This window comes from Nonomuraea sp. NPDC049480 (genome assembly GCF_044465905.1).
In the GTDB taxonomy this organism is placed as follows: domain Bacteria; phylum Actinomycetota; class Actinomycetes; order Streptosporangiales; family Streptosporangiaceae; genus Nonomuraea.
The window spans coordinates 319,994-342,958 of the sequence record NZ_JBITMD010000004.1 but is presented as its reverse complement, the minus strand read 5'-3'; the positions used below and the strand labels follow the sequence as shown (position 1 = coordinate 342,958).

The following is a 22,965-nucleotide window of genomic DNA, read 5'->3' as shown; positions in this document are numbered from 1 at the left end:
CCGTGTCAAACACGGGCCTGTTGTTCGAGGTGAACCAGGCCCAACCCCCTCATCAGCTTCGTGGCGAGATATCCCTCTTCCGAGCTGAACGCCGCCCCGCCCGCGAAGGCGATGCCCTCGCAGCGGTTGACCACGTTGCCGTCGGCGTCCTGGGTGACGAACGTGGCGTCACGCGACGCCTTGATATTCCTGGCCAGCCGGTCGAGCGCGAACTCCCAGGAGACCTGTTTCCATCCGGTAGCCCCCGGCGCGCGGTAGAGCGGGTGCGGCACCCGTCGGCGCGAGACGGCCAGCTGCAGCGACGTGGCGCCCTTCGGGCAGAGCGTGCCCTCGTTGACCGGGCTGTCCGGGTCGCCCTCGATCTGCAGGAGCTCCGTCTTGCCGTTCGCGGCTTTCCTGGTGTGGGCGATGAGCGAGCACCCGACCGCGCAGTACGGGCACAGGGAATGGGAGAGCGTGGATCCCTCGATGCGTAACCGCTGCTTGACCCTGATCGACTCGGTCAGGTCGAACCCCAGGGCTGAGCCGCCGAGCGCACCTGCTGGGCCGATGCTCAGGAACTGACGCCGGCTGACCTCCATGACCGGACTCCCCAAATTACGGTTCGTTCCTTCACCGTATGTTTCGACCGGTTTCGCGTCTAGCCCTGAGCGAGCTGAAGGTCGTGGCGGCCGCCCGGGTCGTCGGGATTGCGGAGCAGGTCGATCAGTCGCGGGTCGGCGGGCACGAGCACGCCTTGATCGCCGCGCTCGGCCGCCAGCCGCAGCGTCTCCCGCCAGGCGGGCCGCCCGAGCGGCACGGCGACCGGTGCCCACCGCCCTGCCCCGGCCTCCTCGTACGCGCCCCCGCCCGCGAGCCGCACCACCGTCCCCACACCGTCGGATCCGGCCTCGTCACCGGCACCCACCCGGCCTTCGTCACTGCCCGCGTCGACGATGAGAGCGAGCCGGCCGCGGCTCAACCGCTGCACCGTCGCGAGCGCCTGGGGGGCGGGCGTCTGGGGCACGGCCACGGCCAGCAGCGATCGGTACGTCATCGCGGCGAGCGCGGCGGTCAGGGTAAGCGGGTCGAGCGACGGCGCCGCGCCGTGTTCCACCCACAGGGCGTCGGCGCCGGCCGCCTCGAACGCCACCGCGTCGGTGAGCCACTCGCCGGGCTCGTCCGGCGGCCTGGGCAGTACGACTCCGACCTTCACCCCTCGCCCGGCGGGCTCGCTCTCCTGCGTCATGATGCCGCTCCGTGCCGGTCGTCGACGACGACGCGCAGCCGGTCGTCGATCCTGCGGGTGAGATGGATCCTGTCGAGGTGCTCCAGCAGCGGGATCACGACCCGCCGGTTGGTGCCGAGCGCGACCCGCGCGTCTGCCGCCGTGAAGGGCTGCGGCAGCTTCGCCAGGATCCGCGCCGCCTCAGTGTCGGCCCCCGGCAGCAGGACGACCCCGTCGGCGAGCCGCAGCAGCATCCCGGCCCGCGCCGCCAGCGCCACCGCCCGCTTGCCGAGCCCGAGCGCGGGCAGCCGCGCCGCCTCGGGCGCCAGGTACGGCGCCCCGGCCAGCTCGGCCCGCAGCCGCTCCACGGCGCTGACGACTTCCCCGGGCACGCCGTCACCGTCGATCCGGCCGTCGGACACACGTAGCGGCGGGCGGGTCCTCACCAGCGCCTCGACCAGCTCCCGCGCGGGCAGGCCGAGCGCGGTCCGCGCCGCGTCCACCGGGATGCCGGGCTGCTCGCCCACGACCGCCTCGAGCCGCTCGGCGAGGCTCGCCCATCGGCCCGGATCGACCACCCAGTCCCCGGCTCCGGGCACGTCCAGTCCGGCGGGATCGCATCCCATGGCGGCCAGCTCGGACCGCCGCGCCACGCCGCGCCAGCCGAGCACGGTGACGGCGTCGGGCACGCCGCGCGCCGGGTCGCGCACGCTTCCGGGGGCCGCGAACGCCGCCAGCTCGCCCCTGCGCCGTTCGCCCGCGCCACGGCGGCGCAGGGCCGGTGGACGCACGTCGAGCACCAGCACGCTCGTGATCGGCCGCCCCGAGCAGCGCAGCAACGCCCGGTCTCCGATGCGCAGAGGGAGGGGGTGGGCCAGCGTCAGCCGCGCCGTGCCGGCGCCCGCCGGGCCAGGCGGATACGTGCCCGGCGCACCCGGCCCCGGCGCGCCCGGATCCGGCGGAGGCGAGCCGATGGGGCGTACGCGTACCGCGACCGACGCCGAGCCGATGTGCAGGACGGCTTCGCGGGGCACCGGCCCGCCGTCCAGCCGCACATCCACCACGTCGGTCTCCAGCCAGGCGTCCGGGGTGAGCAGCGTCTTCCCGCGGACCACCCTGTCGCGCTCGACGCCCCGCAGGTTGACCGCAACGCGGGCGGTGGCCGTCACCTCGGCCACCGATTCGCCCGTGACCTGCAGCGCCTTCACGCGTACCCGTTCGCCGTCCAGGACGAGTGTGTCACCGGTCCGCAGAGTGCCGGCGGCGAGCGTGCCGGTGACCACCGTGCCCGCGCCCGTGATCGTGAAGGCCCGGTCGATCCACAGCCGTACCGGGGCGTCCGGGTCCGGCGGCGGCAGCGACGCGACCAGCCGGTCGAGCCCGCGCCGCAGGTCGTCGAGCCCTTCTCCCGTGCTGCCGCTCACCGTGACGACAGGCCAGGAGATCCGCTCCCGGGCCTCCTCGACGGCCAGCGCCGGATCCATGAGGTCGCACCGGGTGACCACCAGCAGGCCGCGGTCGACGCCGAGCGCCTCGACGGCCTCCCAGTGCTCCTGTGACTGGGCCTGCCAGCCCTGGTCGGCGGCCAGCACGAACATCACGGCGGGAACCGGGCCCAGCCCGGCCAGCATGTTGGTGACGAACCGCTCGTGCCCCGGCACGTCCACGAACGCCAGGCGGCGGCCCGACGGGAGCGTGGTCCAGGCGAAGCCCAGGTCGATGGTCATGCCGCGGCGGCGCTCCTCGGCCCACCGGTCGGGCTCGATGCCGGTGAGCGCGCGGACCAGCGTGGACTTGCCGTGGTCGACGTGGCCGGCCGTGGCGATCACGTACATGCCCGTATCGCCTCCACGAACTCGTCGTCCAGATCGGGTGGCACGGAACGCAGATCGAGGAGCAGCCGTCCGCCCGCCACCCGCCCGACCAGGGCGGGGTCGCCCAGGCGGAGCGGGAGCGCGTACTCGACGGGCAGGGCGATCGCCACGCTCGGCAGCTCGACGCCCGGGGCTCCTCCGCCGCCCACGACGCTCACGCTGTCCGTCACCTCGCCGGCGGCCTTCCCGAGGCGGGCGGCGATGCGGTGGGCGCGGTCCCGGAGGTCTTCGACGTCGGTGTGGAGGGCCAGGCGTACCGGCGGATCGGCGCGGAGTGTGGCTTCCAGGGCCGCCAGCGTCAGTTTGTCCACGCGCAGGGCACGGGCCAGGGGATGGCGGCGCAGGCGTTGGACCAGGTCGGCGCGGCCCAGGAGCAGGCCGGCCTGTGGCCCGCCGAGGAGCTTGTCGCCGCTTGCCGTCACCAGGGCGGCGCCTGCGTGCAGCGCCGTGCGTACGTCCGGCTCGTCCGGCAGGAGCGGGTCGCGGGCGAGCACTCCGGACCCGACGTCGACCACCACGGGCACCGGGAGCGTGCTGAGCTCGGCGACCGAAGCCTCGGCGGTGAAGCCCTCGACGCGGAAGTTGGAGGGATGGACCTTGAGCACGAACCCGGTGGCCTCACCGATCGCGGCGGCGTAGTCGCCGGCGGTGGTGCGGTTGGTGGTGCCGACCTCGCGTAATCGCGCCCCGGTGGATTCGAGCAGGTCGGGGAGGCGGAATCCGTCACCGATCTCCACCATCTCGCCGCGGCTGATGACGATCTCCCGTCCGGCCGCGAGCGCGGTCGCCGCCAGCACCAGGGCCGCCGCGTTGTTGTTGACGACGTGCACGTCCTCCGCCTCGGGCACCGCCGCGGCCAGCGCGGCCAGCGCCGCCCGCCCGCGCCGCGCCCGCTCCCCCGTCACCAGGTCGAACTCGACGTCCGTGCAGCCGGCGGCGGCCGCGATGGCGTCGATGGCGGCCTGGGAGAGCGGGGCCCGGCCCAGGTTGGTGTGGACGAGGACGCCCGTGGCGTTGATCACCCGGCGGGGGCCCGCGGCGAGGGCGGACACGGCGGCCGCCACGACCTCCTCCGGGGCGATGCGCCCCTCCCTGGCCCGCTGCTGCGCGGCGACGACGGCGGCCTTGACGGCGGCACGGCCCACGCCCCTGGCCGCCTCGACCACGCGGGGGTCGGCCAGGACGCTGTCGGTACGCGGGATGCGACGGCGGGGATCGGAGGCCAAGCGGGGCTCCGCGATCATCGGGGCGACCTCACGACATCGGTCATCGGGACCTCGCGGTCAACCGGCACGGAACATTGCACGGAACACATTGCACGGAGGCGCACGGGAATCGAACCCGCCGGCGACGCCGCGCGCCGCCCACCGGTTTTGAAGACCGGGGTGCACACCAGAACACAAGCGCCTCCAAAAGGGAGACCATACTTCACGCTATGACGGATATCAGACTTACGCAGTACGCCCGCGGCGGCGGCTGCAGCTGCAAGATCCCGCCTGGCGAGCTGGAGGCGGTCCTGGCCGCCTTCCCCTCCCTCGACGGATCGCTCGGCGGAGATTCCGGACGAGAGTTGCTGATCGGGCTCGAACACGGCGACGACGCCGCAGTCGTGCGCGTGGAGGGTGATCGTGCCATCGTCTCGACCGTCGACTTCTTCGCCCCGGTCGTCGACGACCCGTACGATTTCGGCCGGATCGCCGCCGCCAACGCCCTGTCGGACGTCTACGCCGTCGGCGGCGAGCCCCTGGTCGCGCTCAACCTGCTCGGCTGGCCCCGCGACCTCCTGCCCATGGAGCTCGCCCACGAGGTCCTGCGCGGCGGCCTGGACGTGGCCCGCCAGGCGGCATGCGCCGTCGGCGGCGGGCACAGCATCGACGACGCCGAGCCCAAGTACGGCATGGCCGTCACCGGCCTGGCCGACCCGGCCGCCCTGCTCCGCCTCGACGCCGGACGTCCCGGGCTGCCGCTGAGCCTGAGCAAGCCGCTCGGCGTGGGGGTGCTCAACTCCCGTCACAAGGCCACGGGCGAGGTCTTCGCCGAGGCGGTCGCGTCCATGACGGCGCTCAACCGGGACGCCTCCCGCGCCGCCAGGGCGTCGGGCGCGCGGTGCGCGACGGACGTGACCGGGTTCGGGCTGCTGGGGCACCTGTTCAAGCTGGCCAGGGCCAGCGGCGTCACCGCCGTCGTGGACGCCGCGGCGGTGCCGTACCTGGAGGGGGCTCGGGAGGCGGTGCGGGACGGGTACGTCAGCGGCGGCACCCGCCGCAACCTGGCCTGGGTCTCCCCGCACCTGGAGGCCGGCGGGACCGCCGAAGAGGACCTGCTCCTGCTGGCCGACGCGCAGACGTCGGGCGGCCTGCTGGTGGCCGGGGAGGTGCCGGGGGCGCCGGTGATCGGCGAGCTCGTGCCCGGCGGGGACCGGGCGCTGGTCGTCAGGTAGCCCGGCCGGGCCCGCCGGGTTACGTTGGCAGGGAACCCCACCGGCACCTGCGAAGGAAGTGGTTTCCCGTGCTCTACCTGTTCGGCTTCGAGCGGATCGGCGTGGCCGTGAGCGACATCTACTTCGTCGACCCCGACCCGATCCCGGGCCAGGAGGGCGCCGAGCGAGGCGTGCGGCTGGAGATCCGCAGGCTCGAACCCGGCGAGCTGAAGGGGTCGATCTACTCGGCGCGGCCCATCACCGTGGACCGGCCGCTGTGGCGGATCGACCTGCTGGAGTCGGTCTCCGGGGCGCCGGGGAGCTTCGACCGCACCCATCACCATCCCTCGATCGAGGGATGGGAGCCGGGGAGGCGGGTCTTCGACGAGCGGCTGTCCGCCGAGCCGCTGACGTGGCTGGGCGAGCGGCTGGCCGATCTGGAGAGTGTGCTGAAGGAGATCGGCGTCGACGGGTCCGAGGTCTCCAGCGCCGACGTGGCCGGGCTGCGCGACCGGGCGCCGGAGATCGTGGAGACGGTCGGGCGGCTGCTGGATCGCGTACGCTCGGGCGATCTCGGCACCCCGGCCGACGCCGGGTCCGCCACGAGCGTCCGCGCCAGCTGGCTCTGACCGGGCGGGCGTTGTCGTGGCGCAGTGCGTACCGTTTGAGAGGTGACGTCGCTGACGCGTACCGCACTCGTGATCGTCGCGGTGGCGGTCCTGCTGCTCGGGCTGCTGTGGCTGTTCCAGCGGCAGCTCATCTACCTGCCCGACCGCGGGTCTGTGCCGCCGGCCGGCGAGGTCGTCCCGGGCGCGCGGGACGTCTCGTTCACCACGGGCGACGGCCTGCGCCTCGACGCGTGGTACGTGCCGGGGCGCCGCGACGTGACCGTGCTGGTCATGGGCGGGAACGCGGGTAACAGACTGCACCGCGCGCCGCTGGCCAGGGCGCTGGCGGCGCACGGGCTACCGGTGCTGCTGATGGACTACCGAGGCTACGGCGGCAATCCGGGCAGCCCGACCGAGGAGGGGCTCTACCTCGACGCCCTGGCCGCCCGGGCGTACCTGGGCAACGTGCGGGTGATCTACTTCGGCGAGAGCCTGGGGGCGGCGGTGGCGACCCGGCTGGCGCTCGAGCATCGGCCGGAGGGGCTGGTGCTGCGCTCGCCGTTCACCGACCTGGCGGCGGCGGGGCAGGTCAACTACCCGTTCCTGCCGGTGCGGCTGCTGCTGCGCGACCGCTTCCCGGTCGCCGAGCGGATCGCGGCGGTGCGGGTGCCGACCGTGGTCGCGTACGGGACCCGCGACACGATCGTGCCGGCGCGGCTGAGCAGGGAGGTCGCCGAGGCGGCCGGAGGCGACGTGACGACCGTGGAGCTGGCCGGGGCGGGGCACAACGACCTGTCCATGCTCAACGGCGACGAACTGATCCGCGCGGTGGTGGCGCTGGCCGGGCGGTCGTAGGCGGAGTCCCGGGCTTCAGTCCGGGGAGCGCGTCAATGGACGTCCTTCGCCGGGGACGGCCGGTCGGCGGGCGAGGTGAGCTGGTCGGTGGTGGGGCGGAGGCGGACCGTCCCGACGTGGCCCAGGCGGTGCCCGGATGCGGGCCGCGCCTCGTCGAGGTCGTCACGGACCGGGCCCACGAGGCCGCCTTCCACGCCCGCGTCCGCGCCGAAATGGCCAGAATCCTGCCCGGCCTGCCGGCGTGATCCGCCCGTCCGGCGCGCGCCCGCCCTCGGCCACGGGCGCGCGCCGGCGGACGCTCCACCCTAGTTAGGTCAACCTTGCCTTTTCAAGACATGCTGTAACAAAATGGCGAGACCTCGCCTCTCCCCTGGAGGACACCGATGACCATCACCGCCGAACCGGCGGTCCCCGTGGCGCCCGCGCCGGACGGCGACGCCCGAGCCCCCGCCCCCGACCGCGCCGCCCTCCTCGCGCTGCTCGCTCCCATCCGGCCGCGCCTGATCGCCGCCGCCCTGCTCCAGGTCGTGTACGCGGTCTCGGCGCTCGTGCCGTTCGTGTGCGTGGCGGAGCTGGCCAGGGCGCTGCTGAGCCCCGGCGGCGCCGGCGGCGGGCGGATCTGGCCGATCGCCGCCCTGGCCGTGACCGGGCTGCTGGTCAGGTTCGTCTCGTTCGGGGTGGCCGGCGCGATCACCCACTTCGCGGACGCCGACCTGCAGTTGCACCTGCGCCGCCGGATGGCCGCGCACCTGTCCCGGGTGCCGCTGGGCTGGTTCGGCGAGCGCAACTCCGGCCAGGTCAAGCAGGCGCTTCAGGACGACGTCCGGGAGATGCACCACCTGGTCGCGCACGCGCTGCTCGACCTGCTGGCGGCCGTGGTGACGCCGGTGGCCGCGCTGGCGTACCTGCTGTACGTCGACTGGCGGCTCACGCTCGTCGTGCTCATCCCCGTGCCGCTGTTCGCGGTCGCGTTCGCGTTCATGATGCGCGGCTACGAGGAGCAGATGCGGCGCTGGAGCGAGGCGAACGCGCGGATCAGCGCGGCCGTGGTGGAGTTCGTGCAGGGCATCGCGGTGATCAAGACGTTCGGGCAGACCCGGCGCTCCTACCGGCGTTTCGCCGAGGCCGCCGACGACTTCGCCGACTTCTTCGGCGCCTGGGTGCGGCCCATGCTGAAGCTCAGCGGCGTGTCGACCGCGCTGATCTCGCCGCCGTCCATGCTGCTGGTCTCGGCGGCGGGCGGGGTGCTGTTCGTGGCGAACGGGTGGCTGGCGCCGGTGGACGTGCTGCCGTTCGTGCTGGTCGGCGTGGCGGTGACGGCGCCGTTCCTGACCCTGGACATGGGGTCGATGCGCCTGCGGCGGGCCGCCGAGGCGGCGGGGCGGGTGGCCGCGCTGCTGGACACGCCGCCGCTGCCCGAGCCGGAGACCCCCGTGCCGCCGGCCGGGCACCTGGTCGAGTTCCGCGGCGTGTCGTTCTCGTACGACGGGACGACGCCGGTGCTGCGGGACGTGGATCTCACGCTGGAGCCCGGCACCGTGACCGCGCTGGTGGGGCCGTCGGGATCGGGCAAGTCCACGCTGGCCAAGCTGCTCCCCCGCTTCTACGACCCCGGCTCGGGCCAGGTCGCGGTGGGCGGTGTGGACGTGCGCGACATCGGCTCCGCCGAGCTGTACCGGCACGTGGGCTTCGTGCTGCAGGACGTGCAGCTGCTCCGTACGTCCGTCGCGGACAACATCGCGCTCGGCCGCCCCGAGGCCACCAGGGAGGAGGTCGAGCGGATGGCCCGCGCCGCCCAGATCCACGACCGGATCACGGAGCTGCCGCGCGGCTACGACTCGGTGATCGGCGAGGACGCCCACCTGTCGGGCGGCGAGGCGCAGCGTGTGTCGATCGCCCGCGCCCTGCTGGCCGACGCGCCGATCCTCGTGCTGGACGAGGCGACAGCGTTCGCCGACCCCGAGTCGGAGTCGGCCATCCAGGACGCGCTGTCCACGCTGGTGGCCGGGCGGACGCTGCTGGTCATCGCGCACCGGCTGAGCACGATCGCCGGGGTCGACCAGATCGCGGTGCTCGACGGCGGCCGGGTGGCCGAGCGCGGCACCCATGACGAGCTGCTCGCGGCGGGCGGGCTCTACGCCCGGCTGTGGGCGGCGCACGTACGCGACGACGAGCGGGATTGGACCCGGGCATGATCGGAGAGTTGGGGGCCGTGCTCGGCCCGGAGCACGGCGCGCGGCTGCGGCGCCATGTGGTCGCGATGGTCGCCTACGGCGTGCTGCAGGGGGCGTCGTACGCGATGCTCGTGCCGGTGCTGCGGGCGCTGCTGTCCGGCGAGAACGCCGGGCCGTGGCTCGCCGCGTTCGCGGCCGTGGTCGTCGCCACCGCCGTCGTCTCCTACCTGCAGTCCCAGTACGGCTACGCGGTAGGCCTGGCCGCTCTGCGGACCCTCTACCACCGGATCGGCGACCACGTGGCCGGGCTGCCGGTGGGCTGGTTCAGCGCCGACCGCGTGGGGCGGCTCGGCCAGCTCGCGGGCAAGGGCGTCAACGACGTGATGAGCGTGCCCGCCCACCTGCTGCAGGTCGTGGTGAGCGCGGTGACGGCGCCGGCGACCGTGCTGGTGTTCATGTTCGTCTTCGACTGGCGGCTCGGGCTGGCGGCGCTGCTCACGGCGCCGTTCCTGTGGCTGGCGTACCAGTGGACGCAGCGCCTGGTGCAGCGGAACGACACGGCGATGGACGACGCCGGGGCCGAGGCGGCCGACCGGGTCGTGGAGTTCGCCAGGCAGCAGGCGTCGCTGCGGGCGTTCGGGCGTACCGCGGACGGCTACGACCTGCTCGACAGCGCGCTGGCGCGGCAGCGGTCGGCGCTGCGGCGGCTGCTGCGTACCGCTCTGCCCGGACTGGGCACGGTCGCGCTCACCGTGCAGCTCGCGTTCACCGTGATCCTGATCGCCGGCTGCGCGCTCGCGCTCGGCGGCTCGGTCGACGTGCCGGAGCTCGTCGGCGTGCTGGTGCTGGCCGTGCGGTTCACGGAGCCGCTGCTGGCCGCCGCCGACGTGGGCGGCGAGCTGCGCATGGCGCGCGGCAGCCTGCGCCGCATCCGCGAGGTGCTGCACACGCCTCCGCTGCCGGCCGGCGGGATCGCGCGGCCCGGCGAGCCGTCGATCGAGCTGGAGGGCGTGAGCTTCGCCTACGACGAGCGGCCGCTGCTGCGGGACGTGACCTTCACCGTCCCGCCCCGTACGGTGACCGCGCTGGTCGGCCCGTCCGGCTCCGGCAAGACCACGCTGACCAGGCTCATCGCCCGCTTCTGGGACACCGGCGCCGGCGTGGTGCGGGTCGCCGGCAGCGACGTGCGCAACTACCCGCCCGAGGAGCTGATGGCACAGCTGTCGATCGTGTTCCAGGACGTCTACCTGTTCGAGGGCACTCTGGAGGACAACATCAGGGTGGGCCGCCCCGACGCCACCGACGAGGAGGTACGCGAGGCCGCGCACCTCGCCCGGGTGGACGAGATCGCCGAACGGCTGCCCGGCGGCTGGCAGGCCCGCGTCGGCGAGGCGGGCGCGACGCTCTCGGGCGGCGAGCGGCAGCGGGTGTCCATCGCGCGGGCGATACTCAAGGACGCGCCGATCGTGCTGCTGGACGAGGCCACGGCCGCCCTCGACCCGGAGAACGAGTCGGCGCTGATGGACGCCCTCACCACACTCGCCCGCGACCGCACGCTGCTGGTCATCGCGCACCGCCTGACCACGATCGCCTCAGCCGACCAGATCATCATGCTGGAGGGCGGCGTGGTCGCCGAACGGGGCACCCACCAGGAGCTGCTCGCGGCGGGCGGTCGGTACGCTGCCTTCTGGAAGGAACGGGAGCGTGCCCGCGGCTGGCGCCTGACGGCCCCGGCCTGACGCCTCCGGCACGCGGACGGTTTCGGCACGGCGCTGACGGCTGGAGATGGGTTTGACGGGTGAGGACCAACCGGCGCGCCAGTGGCGCGTGCTCGGCCGCCCGCGCGGCCGTCCCCCGCGCATCACCCGGCCGGCCATCGCCGACGCCGCGCTCGCCGTCGGCTTCGACAACCTCACCCTGGCCACCGTGGCCGACCGCCTGCAGGTGGCGCACTCGGCGCTCTACCGCCACGTCGCCGACCGCGAGGATCTGGTCATCGTGGCCATCAACCGCGCCCTCAGCACCGCGACCTGGCCGGAGCCGACCGGCGAGTGGCGCTCGGACCTGGAGTCGCAGGCCGCCGCCCTGTGGGACCTGCTGGAGGCGTACCCGGGCCTGGTCAAGGAGTTCCTCAAGCTGAAGCGCTTCCCCGAGGAGGTGATGCGCCGCTTCGGCGTGGCGGTGCGCCGCCTGACGGGCTACGGCTTCGCGGTCGACGACGCCTTCCTCGCCGTGGACACGGTCTTCGACCTGGCCATCGACGTCTTCAGCCGGGGCCAGCAGATGGACACGCCGACCGGCGGCACCAACGTCCGCGGCAGCACGGCCGACGCCTGGGCCGAGGCGGTGGGCGCGGAGGTGGCGCCGGTGATGCGGCTGGCGCTGTCGGAGCCGGCCAAGGTGTGGTTCGAACGCAAACTGAAACTGGTCCTGGACGGCATCGCCGTCGGCCTCGTGCCGCCGTAAGATCCAGCGGTGAGACTCTTACGCGTCGTCACGGGTGTGGCGGTGGCGGGAGCGCTGGCCGCCACGACCTTCCTGCTCATCCAGAGCGCCGAGGGCGAGGCGCCCGCCAGGGAGCGCCTGGTGGTCGCCCCCACGGTGGTGCGCCCCAGCGTTCTGGTCGACGTCAACGGCGCGGTCCTGGAGGAGTTCTCCGGCGACTGCGCGACCAGCCGGTTCTCGTACTTGTGCTTCCGGGTGCTCGACGACCTGCTGGCCGCCGACAGGGAGCTGCTCGCCCGCGGCGGACTGACCATCAGGACGACCGTCGACCAGCGACTGCAGCAGGCCGCCCAGCACGCCATCGACGAACGCGTCCGCCACGACGACCCGCCGCTCGCCGCCCAGGCCGTGGTCGTCCCCGGCACCGGCGAGATCAGGGCCATGGCCACCAGCCGCCGGCTCATCGGCAGGGAAGGCAGGCTCGGCTTCCAGCAGGGCTCCACGGCGATGGTCTACACGCTGGCCGCCGCTCTGGAGAGCGGCATGCGTTACGAGGACGGTTTTCCCTACGCCGGCGAATACCGGGCACCCTCCTACGGCGCGTTCAAGAACTGCAAGGGCGAAGCGGTCGCAGACCCGGCGCACTCGGTCGTCAACCAGAAGCGCCACCACGGCGAATTCACGACCCTGCGATCGGGCACCTGGGCCGCCGAGAACGCGTTCTTCCTGAAGCTGACGGAAAAGGTCGGCCTGTGCGAGAGCGTGACGATGGCCAAGCGGCTCGGCCTGGCCCGCGCCGACGGGGCGCCGTTGGCGGAATACGAGACCTTCACGCTGGGCGTCAACGAGGTGGACCCGGTGACGGTCGCCACCACCTACGCCACGCTCGCCGCCCGTGGCAGGCATTGCGAGCCGATGGCGGTCACCGAGGTGCGTGACGGCTCCGGCGTCCTGCGCTCCTTCCCGCCGCGCTGCCGCGAGGCGCTGGACCCGGCGGTCGCCGACGCGGTGACGGGTGTGCTCGCCGACGCACTCGCACGCAGCCCGCTCAAAGGCCTCGGCCGGGACGCGGCAGGCATGCAGGGCACCGCCGACGGCTACATGTCCGCCTGGTACGCCGGCTACACCCCGGACCTGGCCTCCGCCGTCGCCATCGGCGCCCCGGAACCGGAGGCCGCCCGGCGCAGACTGGCCGACATCACCATCGGCGGCCGCCGCCACGCGTACGTGGAAGGCACGTCGATCCCCGGACCCATCTGGAAGGACTCCATGACGACGGCACTGAACGGCCTCCCCGAGACGACCTTCACCAGGCCCGACACGAGGCGCTTCGGCGGCTGTCGCGACAGCTGTGCGAAGTGACCCGAGCGTACGATGAGCGCGTGGACCGTACTCACTACCCTGGGTACACTCCCGCGACCGAGAGCCGCCGGCTCATCGCCCACGGACTGCCGAAGGTGCTGCCGGAGACCCTGGGTGGACGGCACCGTTTCTCACCGCTCTCCCTCTACGTCGGCGACCGGCTCGCGGCGGCGGCCTTCGCGCGGCTCGACGACGTCGGGCTGTTCTGGCTCGACGTCTGGGTGCTGTCGCAGCAGCGCGGCCACTGGCGGATCCGCGCCGGCAGCAGCACCGCGGCGAGTCCCGGCGACGACCTGCTGGCCCCCAGCCCGGCGGCCGACGTGTTCAACGGCCACGCGCGGGCGGACGAGGCGGCGCGGACCAACGTCAACGCGGGTCGCTGGCTTCCGTGGCCGGCGAAGTGGGTGGCGTACGGCATCGTGCGACTGTCGGCCGAGGTGGGCGCCGTCAGGTTCGAGAGCAGGCGGATCACGGTTCCCGAGCACGGGCTGCAGGCACTCGCCTGGTGGCCGAACCAGAAGGTGACGAGCGTCGAACTGCTCGACAAGAGGGACGAGCCGATCTCCGTCATCCCCCTGAGCTGACCTCAGCGGCGTCCGGGAACGGGATACTTCCAGCGTCGTAGTCCGCACCTCGACCGCTCCGGCGGCCGTACTCCCAAGCCCCTCCCCACGCACGACGACCCGGGCGGACCCGCCGCGAGAAGCTGTCCGGCATGAAGGAGAGCACAAGCGGCCGGACGAGCTTCGCGAGCTGGATCGGCGATCACGCCTCGGCCCTGGGCACCCTGGGCACCCTGGACTTCCGCTCCCCTGTGGACGACCTCGAACCGCTGCGTGACATCGTCGGTCCCGCGCGGGTCGTGGCGCTGGGCGAGAGCTCCCACCACCTCCGGGAGTTCTACCAGGTACGCCACCGCATCCTGCGCTTCCTGGTGGAACGGTGCGGTTTCGAGGTGTACGCCCTGGAGGCGCCGTTCACCCAGGGGCAGGTCCTGGACGGCTGGGTCCGCGGCGGTCCCGGCACCGTGGAGCAGGTCGCGGCGGACGGCATCGCCCTGTCGCTCGGGCAGTGCCGGGAGATGCACGAGGCCCTGACGTGGATGCGGGAGCTGGAGGAGGCGGTCGACGTGGTCCGGCGTTTCCATGACCCGGTGACCTTCGCCGCGCTCGGCCGCTACCAGGCCCTTGGCCCGATCGAGCGGGACGTGCTCACCAGCGCGCTGAGCCGGCTGATGGCGCATCTGCGGCGCATGGCCTCCGTCCAGCGTGCCCACGGCCACGGAGCCGATCACGACACGGCGACGTGGCACCTGCGCGGCGCCTGGTATCTCGATCAGCTCCACCGCGCCAACGCCGCCGAAGGGTTCGAGTCCGCGTCGACGTTCCGCGACGTCTACATGGCCGAGTCGGTGCTGCGGCTGCTGGAGGGCGGCCAACGTGTGGTGCTGGCGGCGCACAACTGGCACATCCAGCGGACACCCGCGATGGACAGCGAGGAGAATCTGCTCCTGCCCGCCGGAGCCCACCTCGCCGCCGCTCTGGGGAACGGCTACCGGGCCATCGGCGTGACGTCGAGCCTGGGCCGGACCGCCACGCTGGGAGAACCGACGCCGGAGCGGCCGCAGGGCGCCTGGTGCGACGCGGCGTCCTTCCAGCACACGCGCATGGCCGACTATTTCCTGGACATGCCGGTGTTCGACGCGATCGCGCACGTGTCCCGGACGACCGGCACCGACCACGTGGTGCGGTGAGGCCGTGCGCGGCTCAGGAGGCCGGGCCGAGCAGTGCCTCCAGCTCGGCGACCGCGTGCGTGCGGTGGACGTTCAGGGTGGCCACGGCCTCGTCGGCGGCGCGGCGGCGCAACGCGTCCAGCGTGGCGCGGTGCTCCTTGACGACCCGCTCCCGGTTGCCGGCGTCCCCGTAGTACATCGACCGATAGGCGTCGGTCGTGTCCCAGAGCGTCCTGATCAGCCGGGCCAGGCGCGGCATGCCCGCACCGTCGAACAGCGTCATGTGGAACAACCGGTTGGCGGTGGCCATGGCGAGCACGTCCCCCGCGGCGGCGGCCCGCTCCACCTCGTCCTGGGCCGCCTCCAGCCGGTCGAGGCCGGCGTCGGTGAGCCGGGCGACGGCGCGGCGCACGGCCTCCTCCTCGAGCAGTTCACGGATGCGGTAGACCTCGCGCAGGTCGTCGAGCGAGAGCATCGCCACGCAGTAGCCCTTGTGCGCCTTGTACGTGACCAGGCCCTCGCCCTCCAGCGTCTTGAGCGCCTCCCGCAGGGGGACCCGGCTGACCTGGAGCTCCTCGGCCAGCGCGTCCTGCCGGATCGGGGCGCCGGGGCGCAGGCGGCCGGTCGTGATGGCGCGGCGCAGCTCACCCAGCACGAACTGCTGGGCTGTCGGTGGCCTGCGTCCCGCCTCGTCCGGACTCACGGCCCCAATATCTCACGAACCCAGTCCTCGTCCTGCCCGAGGCCGGGCGGCGGCAGGCGGTAGGCGGGCGGGGTGGCGCTGAGGCGGATCGGGTTGGCGACCTGGCCCACGCCGCCGAGCTCCACCGCCGGCTCCAGGCCGAGATCCTCGGCGAGCGCGAACGCGGCGGCCAGGTCGTTGATCGGGCCGCACGGCACCCCGGCCGCGGTGAGCAGCTCGAACCACTCGTCCGCCGGGCGTTCCCGCAGGGCGGCGTTCAGCTCGGCGACGAGCTCGGCTCGCGCGGCGACGCGCCCGGCGTTGGTGGCGTAGCGGGCGTCCTTCGCGAGGTCCTGGCGGTCCAGCACCCCGCACAGGGCCTGGAACAGGCGGTCGTTGCCGGCCGCGATCACCAGCGGCCGGTCGGCGGTCTCGAACACCTCGTACGGGACGATGCTGGGATGCCGGTTGCCCATGGCGCGCGGCACCACGCCTGCGGCGGCGTAGGCGGAGGCATGGTTGGTCAGCGCCGACAGCAGCGAGGACAGCAGGGAGACCTCGACGTGCTGTCCTTCGCCGGTCCGGTCGCGGTGGCGCAGGGCGGCCAGGATGCCGAGGCCGGCGTGCAGGCCGGTGATCACGTCCACCAGCGCCACGCCCGCCTTCGTCCCCGGCCCGTCCGGCTCGCCGGTGACGCTCATCAGCCCGCCGACGGCTTGCGCGATCAGGTCGTACCCGGGCAGGGCGGCCCCGGGACCCGACCCGAAGCCGGTGATCGAGCAGTAGACCAGCCCCGGGTTCAGCTCCCGCAGCGCGTCGTACCCGAGCCCTAGCCTGTCCATCGTGCCCGGCCGGAAGTTCTCCACGAGCACGTCCGCGCGTGCCGCCAGGCCTCTCGCGGCCTCGGCGCCGGCCCGCAGGTCGAGCGCGATCGAGCGCTTGTTCCGGTTGACGCCGAGAAAGTACGTGGCCTCGCCCCCGGGCCCGTACGGCGGCCCCCACGCGCGGGTGTCGTCCCCGGCCCCGGGCCGCTCCACCTTGACCACCTCGGCCCCCAGGTCCGCCAGCAACATCGTGGCGTAGGGGCCGGCGAGCACCCGGCTGAAGTCGGCCACGAGCAGCCCCGACAGCGCGCCGGTCATGTGCCCTCCTTCGTCGGTCCCATGACCGTGACGGTGCTGTGTCTGATTGTTCGCTCGCTACTCTCGCTCACGCCGGAGCGCCCAGGTAGACGGTCACCGTCTGGGTGAAGAACTCGCGGGCGGCCCGCCCCTGCTCCTTGGGCCCGAACCCGCTCTGCTTGGTCCCGCCGAACGGCACGTACGGGAACGTCCCCGCCGACTCGGAGTTGACGTGCAGCACCCCCACCTCCAGCCGCTCGACGGCCTGCAACGCGACCCCGAGGTCCCTGGTGAAGATGGCGGCGGACAGGCCGTGGTCGCTGAGGTTCGCCAGCCCGAGCGCCTCCTCGGCGCCGTCGGCGCGCACGGCTCCGACGACCGGACCGAACAGCTCGGTGTGCCAGAAGTCCACCCCGGTCCCGGGCAGGTCGAGCACGGTCGGCGGCACGAACCACCCGTCGCGATCGCCAAGACGACCGCCGTCCGACAGGGGCTTGGCCCCTTCCTCGACGGCCCTGCGCACCCCGGCCGAGACCCGGTCGCGGGCGGCCGAGCTGACCAGCGGCCCCATCTCGACCCCGTCCTCCAGCGGGTCGCCGACGACAAGGCCCGACGCGCGGGCGGCGACCCGTTCGAGCAGGTCGTCGGCTACCTGGGAGGCCACGATGAGGCGGGAGGTGGCCGTGCACTTCTGCCCGGTGGACCGGAACGCTCCGAGCACGACCTGTTCGGCCGCGTGGTCGAGGTCGGCGTCGGCGAGCACGATGGAGGCGTTCTTGCCGCCCATCTCGGTCTGCACGGGCTTGCCGAGCTCGCCGCAGCGGGCGATGACCGCCCGGCCGACGGCGGTGGAGCCGGTGAAGGAGATCGCGTTGACGCCGGGGTGGCCGACGATGGCCGTGCCGGCGTCGGCCTCGCCGTACACGAGGTTGAGCACCCCGTCCGGCAGGCCGGCCTCGGTCAGCGCCCGCGCCAGCCGGCAGGCCAGCAGCGGCACCAGCGACGACGGCTTCCACACGACGGTGTTGCCGTAGCTCAGCGCGGGCCCGATCTTCCAGGCGGGGATGGCGATCGGGAAGTTGAACGGCGTGATCATGCCGATGACGCCGATGGGCTTGCGGACGACGAGGACGTTCTCGCCGGGCCGGGGCGAGGCGTAGATCTCGCCGCTCTCCCGGTCGGCCTCGCCCGCGTAGTACCGCAGGATGCGGGCCGCGCCGCGGACCTCGGCGACCGCCTCGGGCAGTGTCTTCCCCTCCTCGCGGGCCAGCTCGGCGCCCCACTCGCCGGCGTTGCCGTCCACGAGGTCCGCCGCGCCGAGCAGCACGGCCGCGCGGGCGTGGTGCGGGGTGGCGGCCCAGCCGGGCGCGGCCTCGCGGGCCGCGGCGACGGCCCGCTCGACCTCGCGTGCCGAGGCGAACCGGCCGCGTGCCACCACTTCGGCCGGGCGGGCGGGGTTGGTGTCGGCGAACTCCTCGCCCTCACCCTCGCTCCAGCGGCCCCCGATGAGATTCAGAACGTCCATGGTCAACGCACCTTAACTGTGTCATATTGGATTTTCAATATTGGATCCAAAATACGGAGGATCGACGCGATGATCGCCCCGACCGCTCTGTTCGCCCTGGACACGCTGCTGACCGGCGAGGAACGCGAGATCAGGACCACGGTCAGGAAGGTGTGCGACCGCGAGATCCGGCCGCACGTCGCCGGCTGGTTCGAGAGCGGCGAGCTGCCGGCCCGCGAGCTGGCCCGCGCCCTCGGCGGGATCGGCGTGCTCGGCATGCACCTCGACGGGTACGGCTGCGCCGGCCTCGGCGCGGTCGCGTACGGGCTGGCCTGCCTGGAGCTGGAGGCCGCCGACTCCGGCCTGCGCAGCCTGGTGTCGGTGCAGGGCTCCCTCGCCATGTACGCGATCTGGAAGTACGGCAGCGAGGAGCAGAAGCGGGAGTGGCTGCCCGCGATGGCGGCCGGCGAGCGCATCGGCTGCTTCGGCCTGACCGAGCCGGACTTCGGCTCCGACCCGGCGGGCATGCGGACCACGGCCAAGCGCGAGGGCGGCGACTGGGTGCTCAGCGGCACCAAGATGTGGATCACCAACGGCTCGGTGGCGGACGTGGCCGTGGTCTGGGCGCGTACGGACGAGGGGATCAGAGGCTTCCTCGTCCCGGCCGGCACGCCCGGCTTCACCGTCAACGACATCAAGCACAAGATCTCGCTCCGCGCGAGCGTGACGAGCGAGCTCGTGCTGGACGGGGTGCGACTGCCCGACGCGGCCGTGCTGCCGGGCGCCCGGGGGCTGTCGGGGCCGCTGGGCTGCCTGAACGAGGCCAGGTTCGGGATCGTGTTCGGGGCGATGGGCGCGGCGCTGGACTGCCTGGAGACGGCCATCGCGTACGCGGGCGACCGCGAGGTGTTCGCCAGGCCGCTGTCGTCGTTCCAGCTCACCCAGGAGAAGCTCGCCGACATGGCGCTGGAGCTGGGCAAGGGCCTGCTGCTCGCGGTGCACCTGGGCCGGCTGAAGGAGGCCGGCACGCTCACCTCCGAGCAGGTGAGCGCCGGCAAGCTGAACAACGTGCGCGAGGCCCTGGAGATCGCCAGGAAGTGCCGCACGCTGCTCGGCGCGAGCGGCGTCACCCTCGAATACCCGGTGATCAGGCACGCCGTGAACCTGGAGTCCGTGCTGACCTACGAGGGCACCTCGGAGATCCACACGCTGGTCCTGGGCAAGGCGCTGACCGGGATCGCCGCGTTCCACTGACGTATCAGAAGATCTGCCAGGTCGCCTCGGTGACCTGGCAGGGCCCGCCCTGGTGCGCCAGCAGCCGCCCGGCGGGCGGGTCCAGCGCGATCGTCGCGACCGTCTCCCACCGCTGGTTGATCGGCTGCGTCAGATCCGGGTGGGCGCAGACGGGCGCCGCGTCGGGGCCGTGGCCGAGCATGGCCCGCGCCCGCGCGGTGTGGTCGCCGAGGCTCAGCTCCTCGACATGGTCGCGCAGGTGCCGGAGGCGGTCGTACGTGCTGGGCCGGTCGGTGGCGTGCCGCTCCCCCTCCGCCAGCGCGGGGTCGAGGAAGTGGTTGCAGTGCTGCAGCACGCCGCCCGGCTCCGGGGGGATGATCGCGACCCCGGCCGGGGAGATCTCGATCGAGCCCGCGTCGTCCGAGGTCACCGCCGTGATGACGGTGGAGGCGGAGACCTCGGCGGAGCGCGCGACGGCGGCGGCCTCCTCGACGGTGGCGGCCTCGTCCAGGATCCTGCGGGCGATCAGGTGCACGGGCACGCCGATGTCGCCGGAGTCGGACTCGTGGCGCAGGATGTTGAAGTGGATGCCGAGCCCGGCCGTGTTGACCCCGATCTTGGCCAGCGCCCCGGCCTCGGTGAAGGTCCGCACCACGTGCCCCGGGCGGGGCTCCAGCTCCCACAGCATGGGGGCGTCGCGCAGGTGGTCGTGCCAGTCCCAGGTCTGCACCGTACGCGGCCCGGGCAGCACGACGGAGGTGGAGCACTCCCCCTCGCCGGTCGCGTTGATGGCGGCCAGGATCTCGGTGCGGGCGTTGACCACGGCCACCTGCCACGGCTCCAGCCCGGCGCCGGCGGCGATCCCGGCGATCTCCTCCGCCAGGTGCGGCGCCCAGGCCGCGGTGCGGTCGAGCGCGCGTTCGCCCCACGCGCGCACCTGCGCCGCGGTGGCCCCGGCGACGGCGAACAGGTCGGTGTAGCCGGCGAAATTGGCGATGATCGCCGCGCGCCGATGGGTGCCGAGCTCCTTCCCTCGGGCGCGGGGGTCGAGTTCCGTGGACGTGAACGTGGGGAAGGTCATGAACCATCCATCAGGTCGGCGAGCCGGGGGTTCTCGGCGGCGAACGCGTCACGGACGCGCGCGTGGCGCTCGACGTCGATGTCCTGGCTCAGCTTGAACATGCTCTGTTCGGTACGCACGTGCACACGAAAGGCCATTACCCGGGGCAGCAGCGCGGCGAACCTGTCCCTGGAGGCCGGCGTCGGCTCCCAGGACGGCGCCCGGAGCGACACCACGAGCACGTCCGGCCCGGACTCCCAGGAGCGCCACTGCGGGTTGGCGCGTGCCATGTGCCCGAGCAGCGTGCCGCCGTCCTGGATGACCGGGACGTGGGTCGCCACCGGCACCCCGTCGACCGCGCTGACGACCAGCGCGAACGGGTTCTGCCTGATCAGCTCGGCGACCTGCTTCGGGTCCTTGGCGGCGTAGCGGGGGAAGACGTGCATGAAGGTCACTCCACCGCGCTCAGGATCGCGTCCCACGCGACCTCGGACGCCAGCGTCCCGAGGCCCGTCGGCTTGACGCCGACGAGGTCCACCTCGTCCGTGGTCATCGCGAACAGCACGTCGCCGTCGGTGAGGGTGTGGAACGGCTGGATGCCGCGGTGCATGGAGCTGTGCACCTGGCGGCCGACCTGGAGCAGCTCGACGTCGCTCAGTTTCACGTTCGTGACCATCACGGTCAGCGTGGTGTTGCCCATCACGGCCGGGGCCGGGGCCGGGTCGCCGATGGCCGCGGCATAGTCGGCGCTCGGGTGGCGGCGCGCCCCCTCCTCGGCGTGGTAGTTGCCGCGGACGATCCGCCCGTCCCGGTCCACCACCGCGCCCACGGCGTTGACCACGGTCGCCACCAGCACCTTCGCCTCGCCGAACGTGCCGAACGCCGCGCCCTGCCCGGCGAACTCGGCCCGGCCGAACTCGACCTTGCCCGCGGTCGCCGTCCGCCCCGCGCCGCACCGGCCCACCGGGAACTCGCCTTCGACGGCGCCCCGCAGCGCGGCCCGGCCCAGCTCGCCGTCGGGATAGACGGCGGTGTCCCGGCATGAGAAGTCGTAGATCACCGCGCCGGACACCAGTTGCAATTCATCCCATTTTGTCTGATTGTTCCGGCGGGCCAGCAGCTCGTCGCTCACGCCCGCGGCGGCCGCCAGCCCGTACACCGAGCCGCCGGCCAGGCAGATCGCGTGGTTGAATTCGTAGCCGCCGCTCATGCCGACCGCGCCGCCCCGCGCGTCCACCGCCGTCCTGGCGCCCGCCGGGAGGTGGATCACCGTGCAGCCGGTGGGGCCCTCGGCGTACTCGGCGGTGCCCACGCGGACGCCGGGCAGGTCGAACGCCACCGACCCGCGCCCGGGGCTGGGCTGCGGGGTCAGCGGCAGGTCCGCGTTGCGCGGGACCCCGGGCGCGAAAGCGGACGGCGTGGCGAGCCGGGGCTCGTTGGCCACAGCGTCGTTCATAGGGCCTCCAGAAGCTGCTTCGAGTACTCGTGGGCGGGTGCGGTGGAGAAGGTGGCGGTGTCGGCGGTCTCGACGATCTCGCCGGAGCGCATGACCGCGATCCTGTCGGCGACGTAGCGGACCGCGCCGAGGTCGTGGGAGATGAACAGGGCGCTGAAGCCGTACCCGGCCTGCAGGTCCTTGATCAGGTTGAGGATCTGCACCTGGACGGACACGTCCAGCGCGCTGACGGCCTCGTCGAAGACGATGAAGCCGGGCCGGGTGACCAGCGCGCGGGCGATGGACACGCGCTGCCGCTGACCGCCGGACAGCTCGTGCGGGTAGCGGGCGGCGAACGACGCCTCCAGTCCGACGTGCTCCAGCATCTCGGTGACCGCGTCGCCGGCCGGGCGGCCGAGCACCGTCAGCGGCTCGGCGACGCTCTGGCCGACCCGCATCCTGGGGTTGAGCGACCAGTGCGGATGCTGGAGCACGGCCTGCATGCGACCGGCCAGCTCGCGCCGCCGCTTCGGGAACGGGCGGCCGCCGAACCTGACCGTCCCGGACGTGGGCCGTTGCAGGCCGAGCGCGACCCGGCTGGTGGTCGTCTTGCCGGAGCCGGACTCGCCGACCAGCCCGAGGGTCTCGCCCTCGGCGACGGACAGCGAGACGTGCTTCATGGCGTCCAGGTGGATGCGCCGCAGCGGCGGTCCGGCGGCGAAGGTGACGGTGACGTCGTCGAGTTCGAGGATCACGCGCTCACCTCCGTGACCGCGTGGTCCTCCCGCTCGCGGCGCGAGATCAGGCGGTCCCCCAGCTCTGTGGCCCGGTGGCAGAGGACGTCCTGCTCACGGACCCGGACCGGCTCCGGTCGCTCGTGCTCGCAACGCTCCTCCGCGAACGCGCAGCGCGGCGCGAAGGCGCAGCCCGGCGACGGGCCCTTGAGCACGGGCGGGCGGCCGGGCACCGGCTCCAAGCGCACGCCGAGGGGCGCCGCCGCGGGCGCCGAGCCGGCCCAGGGCCGCCGTGTAGGGGTGGGCGGGACGGCCGAGCACGTCGCGGGCGGGGCCGCGCTCGACGACGCGGCCGCCGTACATGACCGCCACCTGGTCGCAGCGGCGGGCGACGGCGGGCAGATCGTGGCTGAGCCACAGGATGCTCGTCCCCGCCTCGGCGGCGAGGGAGAAGACCACGTTCAGCACCTCCTCGCGCACCTGGCTGTCCAGGGCGGCGGTCGGCTCGTCGGCGACGAGC

The 22,965-nt window shown here is 73.4% G+C and carries 23 protein-coding genes and 1 tRNA gene; 11 read left to right on the top strand and 13 right to left on the bottom strand.

What is annotated here, in order from left to right:
* Positions 1 to 5 precede the first annotated feature (5 nt).
* The 5 genes from ACIBX3_RS14830 to ACIBX3_RS14810 all read right to left on the bottom strand — a co-directional run bounded on the left by ACIBX3_RS14830 (position 6) and on the right by ACIBX3_RS14810 (position 4,492).
* Positions 6 to 581, bottom strand: a complete 576-nt coding sequence (locus ACIBX3_RS14830) for a hypothetical protein (protein WP_397116986.1) — start codon at positions 579 to 581, stop codon at positions 6 to 8.
* A 59-nt stretch (positions 582 to 640) separates the two neighbouring features.
* Positions 641 to 1,228 (bottom strand): LLM class flavin-dependent oxidoreductase, encoded by a 588-nt coding sequence (locus ACIBX3_RS14825; RefSeq protein WP_397116985.1) that lies wholly within the window; start codon positions 1,226 to 1,228, stop codon positions 641 to 643.
* A complete protein-coding gene (gene selB, locus ACIBX3_RS14820; protein WP_397116983.1) occupies positions 1,225 to 3,042 on the bottom strand; it encodes a selenocysteine-specific translation elongation factor in 1,818 nt (605 codons plus the stop codon). The genes ACIBX3_RS14825 and selB overlap by 4 nt, the downstream gene beginning before the upstream one ends.
* Positions 3,033 to 4,325, bottom strand: coding sequence for an L-seryl-tRNA(Sec) selenium transferase (gene selA, locus ACIBX3_RS14815; RefSeq protein ID WP_397116981.1), 1,293 nt, complete (start codon positions 4,323 to 4,325; stop codon positions 3,033 to 3,035). Before selA ends, selB begins: the two co-directional genes overlap by 10 nt.
* 75 nt (positions 4,326 to 4,400) lie before the next feature.
* Positions 4,401 to 4,492: transfer RNA gene (locus tag ACIBX3_RS14810), tRNA-Sec, on the bottom strand.
* A gap of 12 nt (positions 4,493 to 4,504) precedes the next feature.
* On the opposite strand from ACIBX3_RS14810, the gene selD reads away from it, so the two are divergent.
* The 10 genes from selD (at position 4,505) to ACIBX3_RS14760 (ending at position 14,697) form a co-directional block, all read left to right on the top strand.
* Entirely contained in the window at positions 4,505 to 5,521 is a 1,017-nt protein-coding gene (selD, locus tag ACIBX3_RS14805; protein ID WP_397117408.1) for a selenide, water dikinase SelD, read from the top strand.
* Between the two features lie 68 nt (positions 5,522 to 5,589).
* Positions 5,590 to 6,129, top strand: coding sequence for a hypothetical protein (locus tag ACIBX3_RS14800; RefSeq protein WP_397116979.1), 540 nt, complete (start codon positions 5,590 to 5,592; stop codon positions 6,127 to 6,129).
* Between the two features lie 42 nt (positions 6,130 to 6,171).
* Complete coding sequence (locus tag ACIBX3_RS14795; protein ID WP_397116978.1) at positions 6,172 to 6,963, top strand: alpha/beta hydrolase; 792 nt, start codon at positions 6,172 to 6,174, stop codon at positions 6,961 to 6,963.
* A gap of 35 nt (positions 6,964 to 6,998) precedes the next feature.
* Positions 6,999 to 7,208: a hypothetical protein gene (locus ACIBX3_RS14790; RefSeq protein WP_397116976.1), complete on the top strand. Its 210-nt coding sequence runs from the start codon at positions 6,999 to 7,001 to the stop codon at positions 7,206 to 7,208.
* Positions 7,209 to 7,346: 138 nt separating this feature from the next.
* Complete coding sequence (locus ACIBX3_RS14785) at positions 7,347 to 9,158, top strand: ABC transporter ATP-binding protein (RefSeq protein ID WP_397116974.1); 1,812 nt, start codon at positions 7,347 to 7,349, stop codon at positions 9,156 to 9,158.
* Positions 9,155 to 10,876, top strand: coding sequence for an ABC transporter ATP-binding protein (locus ACIBX3_RS14780; protein ID WP_397116972.1), 1,722 nt, complete (start codon positions 9,155 to 9,157; stop codon positions 10,874 to 10,876). Before ACIBX3_RS14785 ends, ACIBX3_RS14780 begins: the two co-directional genes overlap by 4 nt.
* 52 nt (positions 10,877 to 10,928) lie before the next feature.
* Complete coding sequence (locus ACIBX3_RS14775; RefSeq protein WP_397116970.1) at positions 10,929 to 11,603, top strand: TetR/AcrR family transcriptional regulator; 675 nt, start codon at positions 10,929 to 10,931, stop codon at positions 11,601 to 11,603.
* Positions 11,604 to 11,612: 9 nt separating this feature from the next.
* A complete protein-coding gene (locus ACIBX3_RS14770; protein ID WP_397116968.1) occupies positions 11,613 to 12,944 on the top strand; it encodes a hypothetical protein in 1,332 nt (443 codons plus the stop codon).
* 20 nt (positions 12,945 to 12,964) lie between these two features.
* On the top strand, positions 12,965 to 13,528 hold the full coding sequence (locus ACIBX3_RS14765) for a hypothetical protein (RefSeq protein WP_397116967.1): 564 nt from the start codon (positions 12,965 to 12,967) through the stop codon (positions 13,526 to 13,528).
* Positions 13,529 to 13,659: 131 nt separating this feature from the next.
* Complete coding sequence (locus tag ACIBX3_RS14760; RefSeq protein WP_397116965.1) at positions 13,660 to 14,697, top strand: erythromycin esterase family protein; 1,038 nt, start codon at positions 13,660 to 13,662, stop codon at positions 14,695 to 14,697.
* A gap of 13 nt (positions 14,698 to 14,710) precedes the next feature.
* Here ACIBX3_RS14760 and ACIBX3_RS14755 read toward each other — a convergent pair whose 3' ends face one another.
* From ACIBX3_RS14755 to ACIBX3_RS14745, 3 genes are all read right to left on the bottom strand, one after another.
* Entirely contained in the window at positions 14,711 to 15,379 is a 669-nt protein-coding gene (locus tag ACIBX3_RS14755) for a GntR family transcriptional regulator (RefSeq protein WP_397116963.1), read from the bottom strand.
* Complete coding sequence (locus ACIBX3_RS14750) at positions 15,376 to 16,500, bottom strand: CaiB/BaiF CoA transferase family protein (protein ID WP_397116962.1); 1,125 nt, start codon at positions 16,498 to 16,500, stop codon at positions 15,376 to 15,378. The genes ACIBX3_RS14755 and ACIBX3_RS14750 overlap by 4 nt, the downstream gene beginning before the upstream one ends.
* A gap of 67 nt (positions 16,501 to 16,567) precedes the next feature.
* Positions 16,568 to 18,004 carry an aldehyde dehydrogenase family protein gene (locus ACIBX3_RS14745; protein WP_397116960.1) on the bottom strand — a complete coding sequence of 479 codons (1,437 nt, stop codon included), beginning with the start codon at positions 18,002 to 18,004 and terminating at the stop codon, positions 16,568 to 16,570.
* Positions 18,005 to 18,073: 69 nt separating this feature from the next.
* On the opposite strand from ACIBX3_RS14745, the gene ACIBX3_RS14740 reads away from it, so the two are divergent.
* Complete coding sequence (locus ACIBX3_RS14740) at positions 18,074 to 19,237, top strand: acyl-CoA dehydrogenase family protein (RefSeq protein WP_397116958.1); 1,164 nt, start codon at positions 18,074 to 18,076, stop codon at positions 19,235 to 19,237.
* Between the two features lie 4 nt (positions 19,238 to 19,241).
* On the opposite strand, the gene ACIBX3_RS14735 is transcribed toward ACIBX3_RS14740, so the two are convergent.
* Genes ACIBX3_RS14735 through ACIBX3_RS14715 form a run of 5 tightly spaced genes read right to left on the bottom strand, consistent with a single transcriptional unit; the run spans position 19,242 to position 22,660 of the window.
* The gene (locus ACIBX3_RS14735) at positions 19,242 to 20,297 is read right to left on the bottom strand and encodes a C45 family autoproteolytic acyltransferase/hydolase (protein ID WP_397116956.1); all 1,056 of its coding nucleotides are present in this window, start codon (positions 20,295 to 20,297) and stop codon (positions 19,242 to 19,244) included.
* A complete protein-coding gene (locus ACIBX3_RS14730) occupies positions 20,294 to 20,722 on the bottom strand; it encodes an FMN-binding negative transcriptional regulator (RefSeq protein ID WP_397116955.1) in 429 nt (142 codons plus the stop codon). The genes ACIBX3_RS14735 and ACIBX3_RS14730 overlap by 4 nt, the downstream gene beginning before the upstream one ends.
* Before the next feature lie 5 nt (positions 20,723 to 20,727).
* Entirely contained in the window at positions 20,728 to 21,732 is a 1,005-nt protein-coding gene (locus ACIBX3_RS14725; protein ID WP_397116953.1) for a P1 family peptidase, read from the bottom strand.
* Positions 21,729 to 22,466, bottom strand: coding sequence for an ABC transporter ATP-binding protein (locus ACIBX3_RS14720; protein WP_397116951.1), 738 nt, complete (start codon positions 22,464 to 22,466; stop codon positions 21,729 to 21,731). Before ACIBX3_RS14720 ends, ACIBX3_RS14725 begins: the two co-directional genes overlap by 4 nt.
* A complete protein-coding gene (locus tag ACIBX3_RS14715) occupies positions 22,463 to 22,660 on the bottom strand; it encodes a hypothetical protein (RefSeq protein ID WP_397116949.1) in 198 nt (65 codons plus the stop codon). Before ACIBX3_RS14715 ends, ACIBX3_RS14720 begins: the two co-directional genes overlap by 4 nt.
* Positions 22,661 to 22,965 lie beyond the last annotated feature (305 nt).

What these genes read in the sequence shown, in the direction of transcription:
- ACIBX3_RS14830 (WP_397116986.1), bottom strand. Translation starts at nt 581, where the DNA reads ATGGAGGTCAGCCGGCGTCAGTTCCTGAGCATCGGCCCAGCAGGTGCG.
- ACIBX3_RS14725 (WP_397116953.1), bottom strand. Translation starts at nt 21,732, where the DNA reads ATGAACGACGCTGTGGCCAACGAGCCCCGGCTCGCCACGCCGTCCGCT.
- ACIBX3_RS14760 (WP_397116965.1), top strand. Translation starts at nt 13,660, where the DNA reads ATGAAGGAGAGCACAAGCGGCCGGACGAGCTTCGCGAGCTGGATCGGC.
- ACIBX3_RS14740 (WP_397116958.1), top strand. Translation starts at nt 18,074, where the DNA reads ATGATCGCCCCGACCGCTCTGTTCGCCCTGGACACGCTGCTGACCGGC.
- ACIBX3_RS14825 (WP_397116985.1), bottom strand. Translation starts at nt 1,228, where the DNA reads ATGACGCAGGAGAGCGAGCCCGCCGGGCGAGGGGTGAAGGTCGGAGTC.
- ACIBX3_RS14780 (WP_397116972.1), top strand. Translation starts at nt 9,155, where the DNA reads ATGATCGGAGAGTTGGGGGCCGTGCTCGGCCCGGAGCACGGCGCGCGG.
- ACIBX3_RS14790 (WP_397116976.1), top strand. Translation starts at nt 6,999, where the DNA reads ATGGACGTCCTTCGCCGGGGACGGCCGGTCGGCGGGCGAGGTGAGCTG.
- ACIBX3_RS14745 (WP_397116960.1), bottom strand. Translation starts at nt 18,004, where the DNA reads ATGGACGTTCTGAATCTCATCGGGGGCCGCTGGAGCGAGGGTGAGGGC.
- ACIBX3_RS14785 (WP_397116974.1), top strand. Translation starts at nt 7,347, where the DNA reads ATGACCATCACCGCCGAACCGGCGGTCCCCGTGGCGCCCGCGCCGGAC.
- selA (WP_397116981.1), bottom strand. Translation starts at nt 4,325, where the DNA reads ATGATCGCGGAGCCCCGCTTGGCCTCCGATCCCCGCCGTCGCATCCCG.
- ACIBX3_RS14730 (WP_397116955.1), bottom strand. Translation starts at nt 20,722, where the DNA reads ATGCACGTCTTCCCCCGCTACGCCGCCAAGGACCCGAAGCAGGTCGCC.
- selB (WP_397116983.1), bottom strand. Translation starts at nt 3,042, where the DNA reads ATGTACGTGATCGCCACGGCCGGCCACGTCGACCACGGCAAGTCCACG.
- ACIBX3_RS14750 (WP_397116962.1), bottom strand. Translation starts at nt 16,500, where the DNA reads ATGACCGGCGCGCTGTCGGGGCTGCTCGTGGCCGACTTCAGCCGGGTG.
- ACIBX3_RS14735 (WP_397116956.1), bottom strand. Translation starts at nt 20,297, where the DNA reads ATGACCTTCCCCACGTTCACGTCCACGGAACTCGACCCCCGCGCCCGA.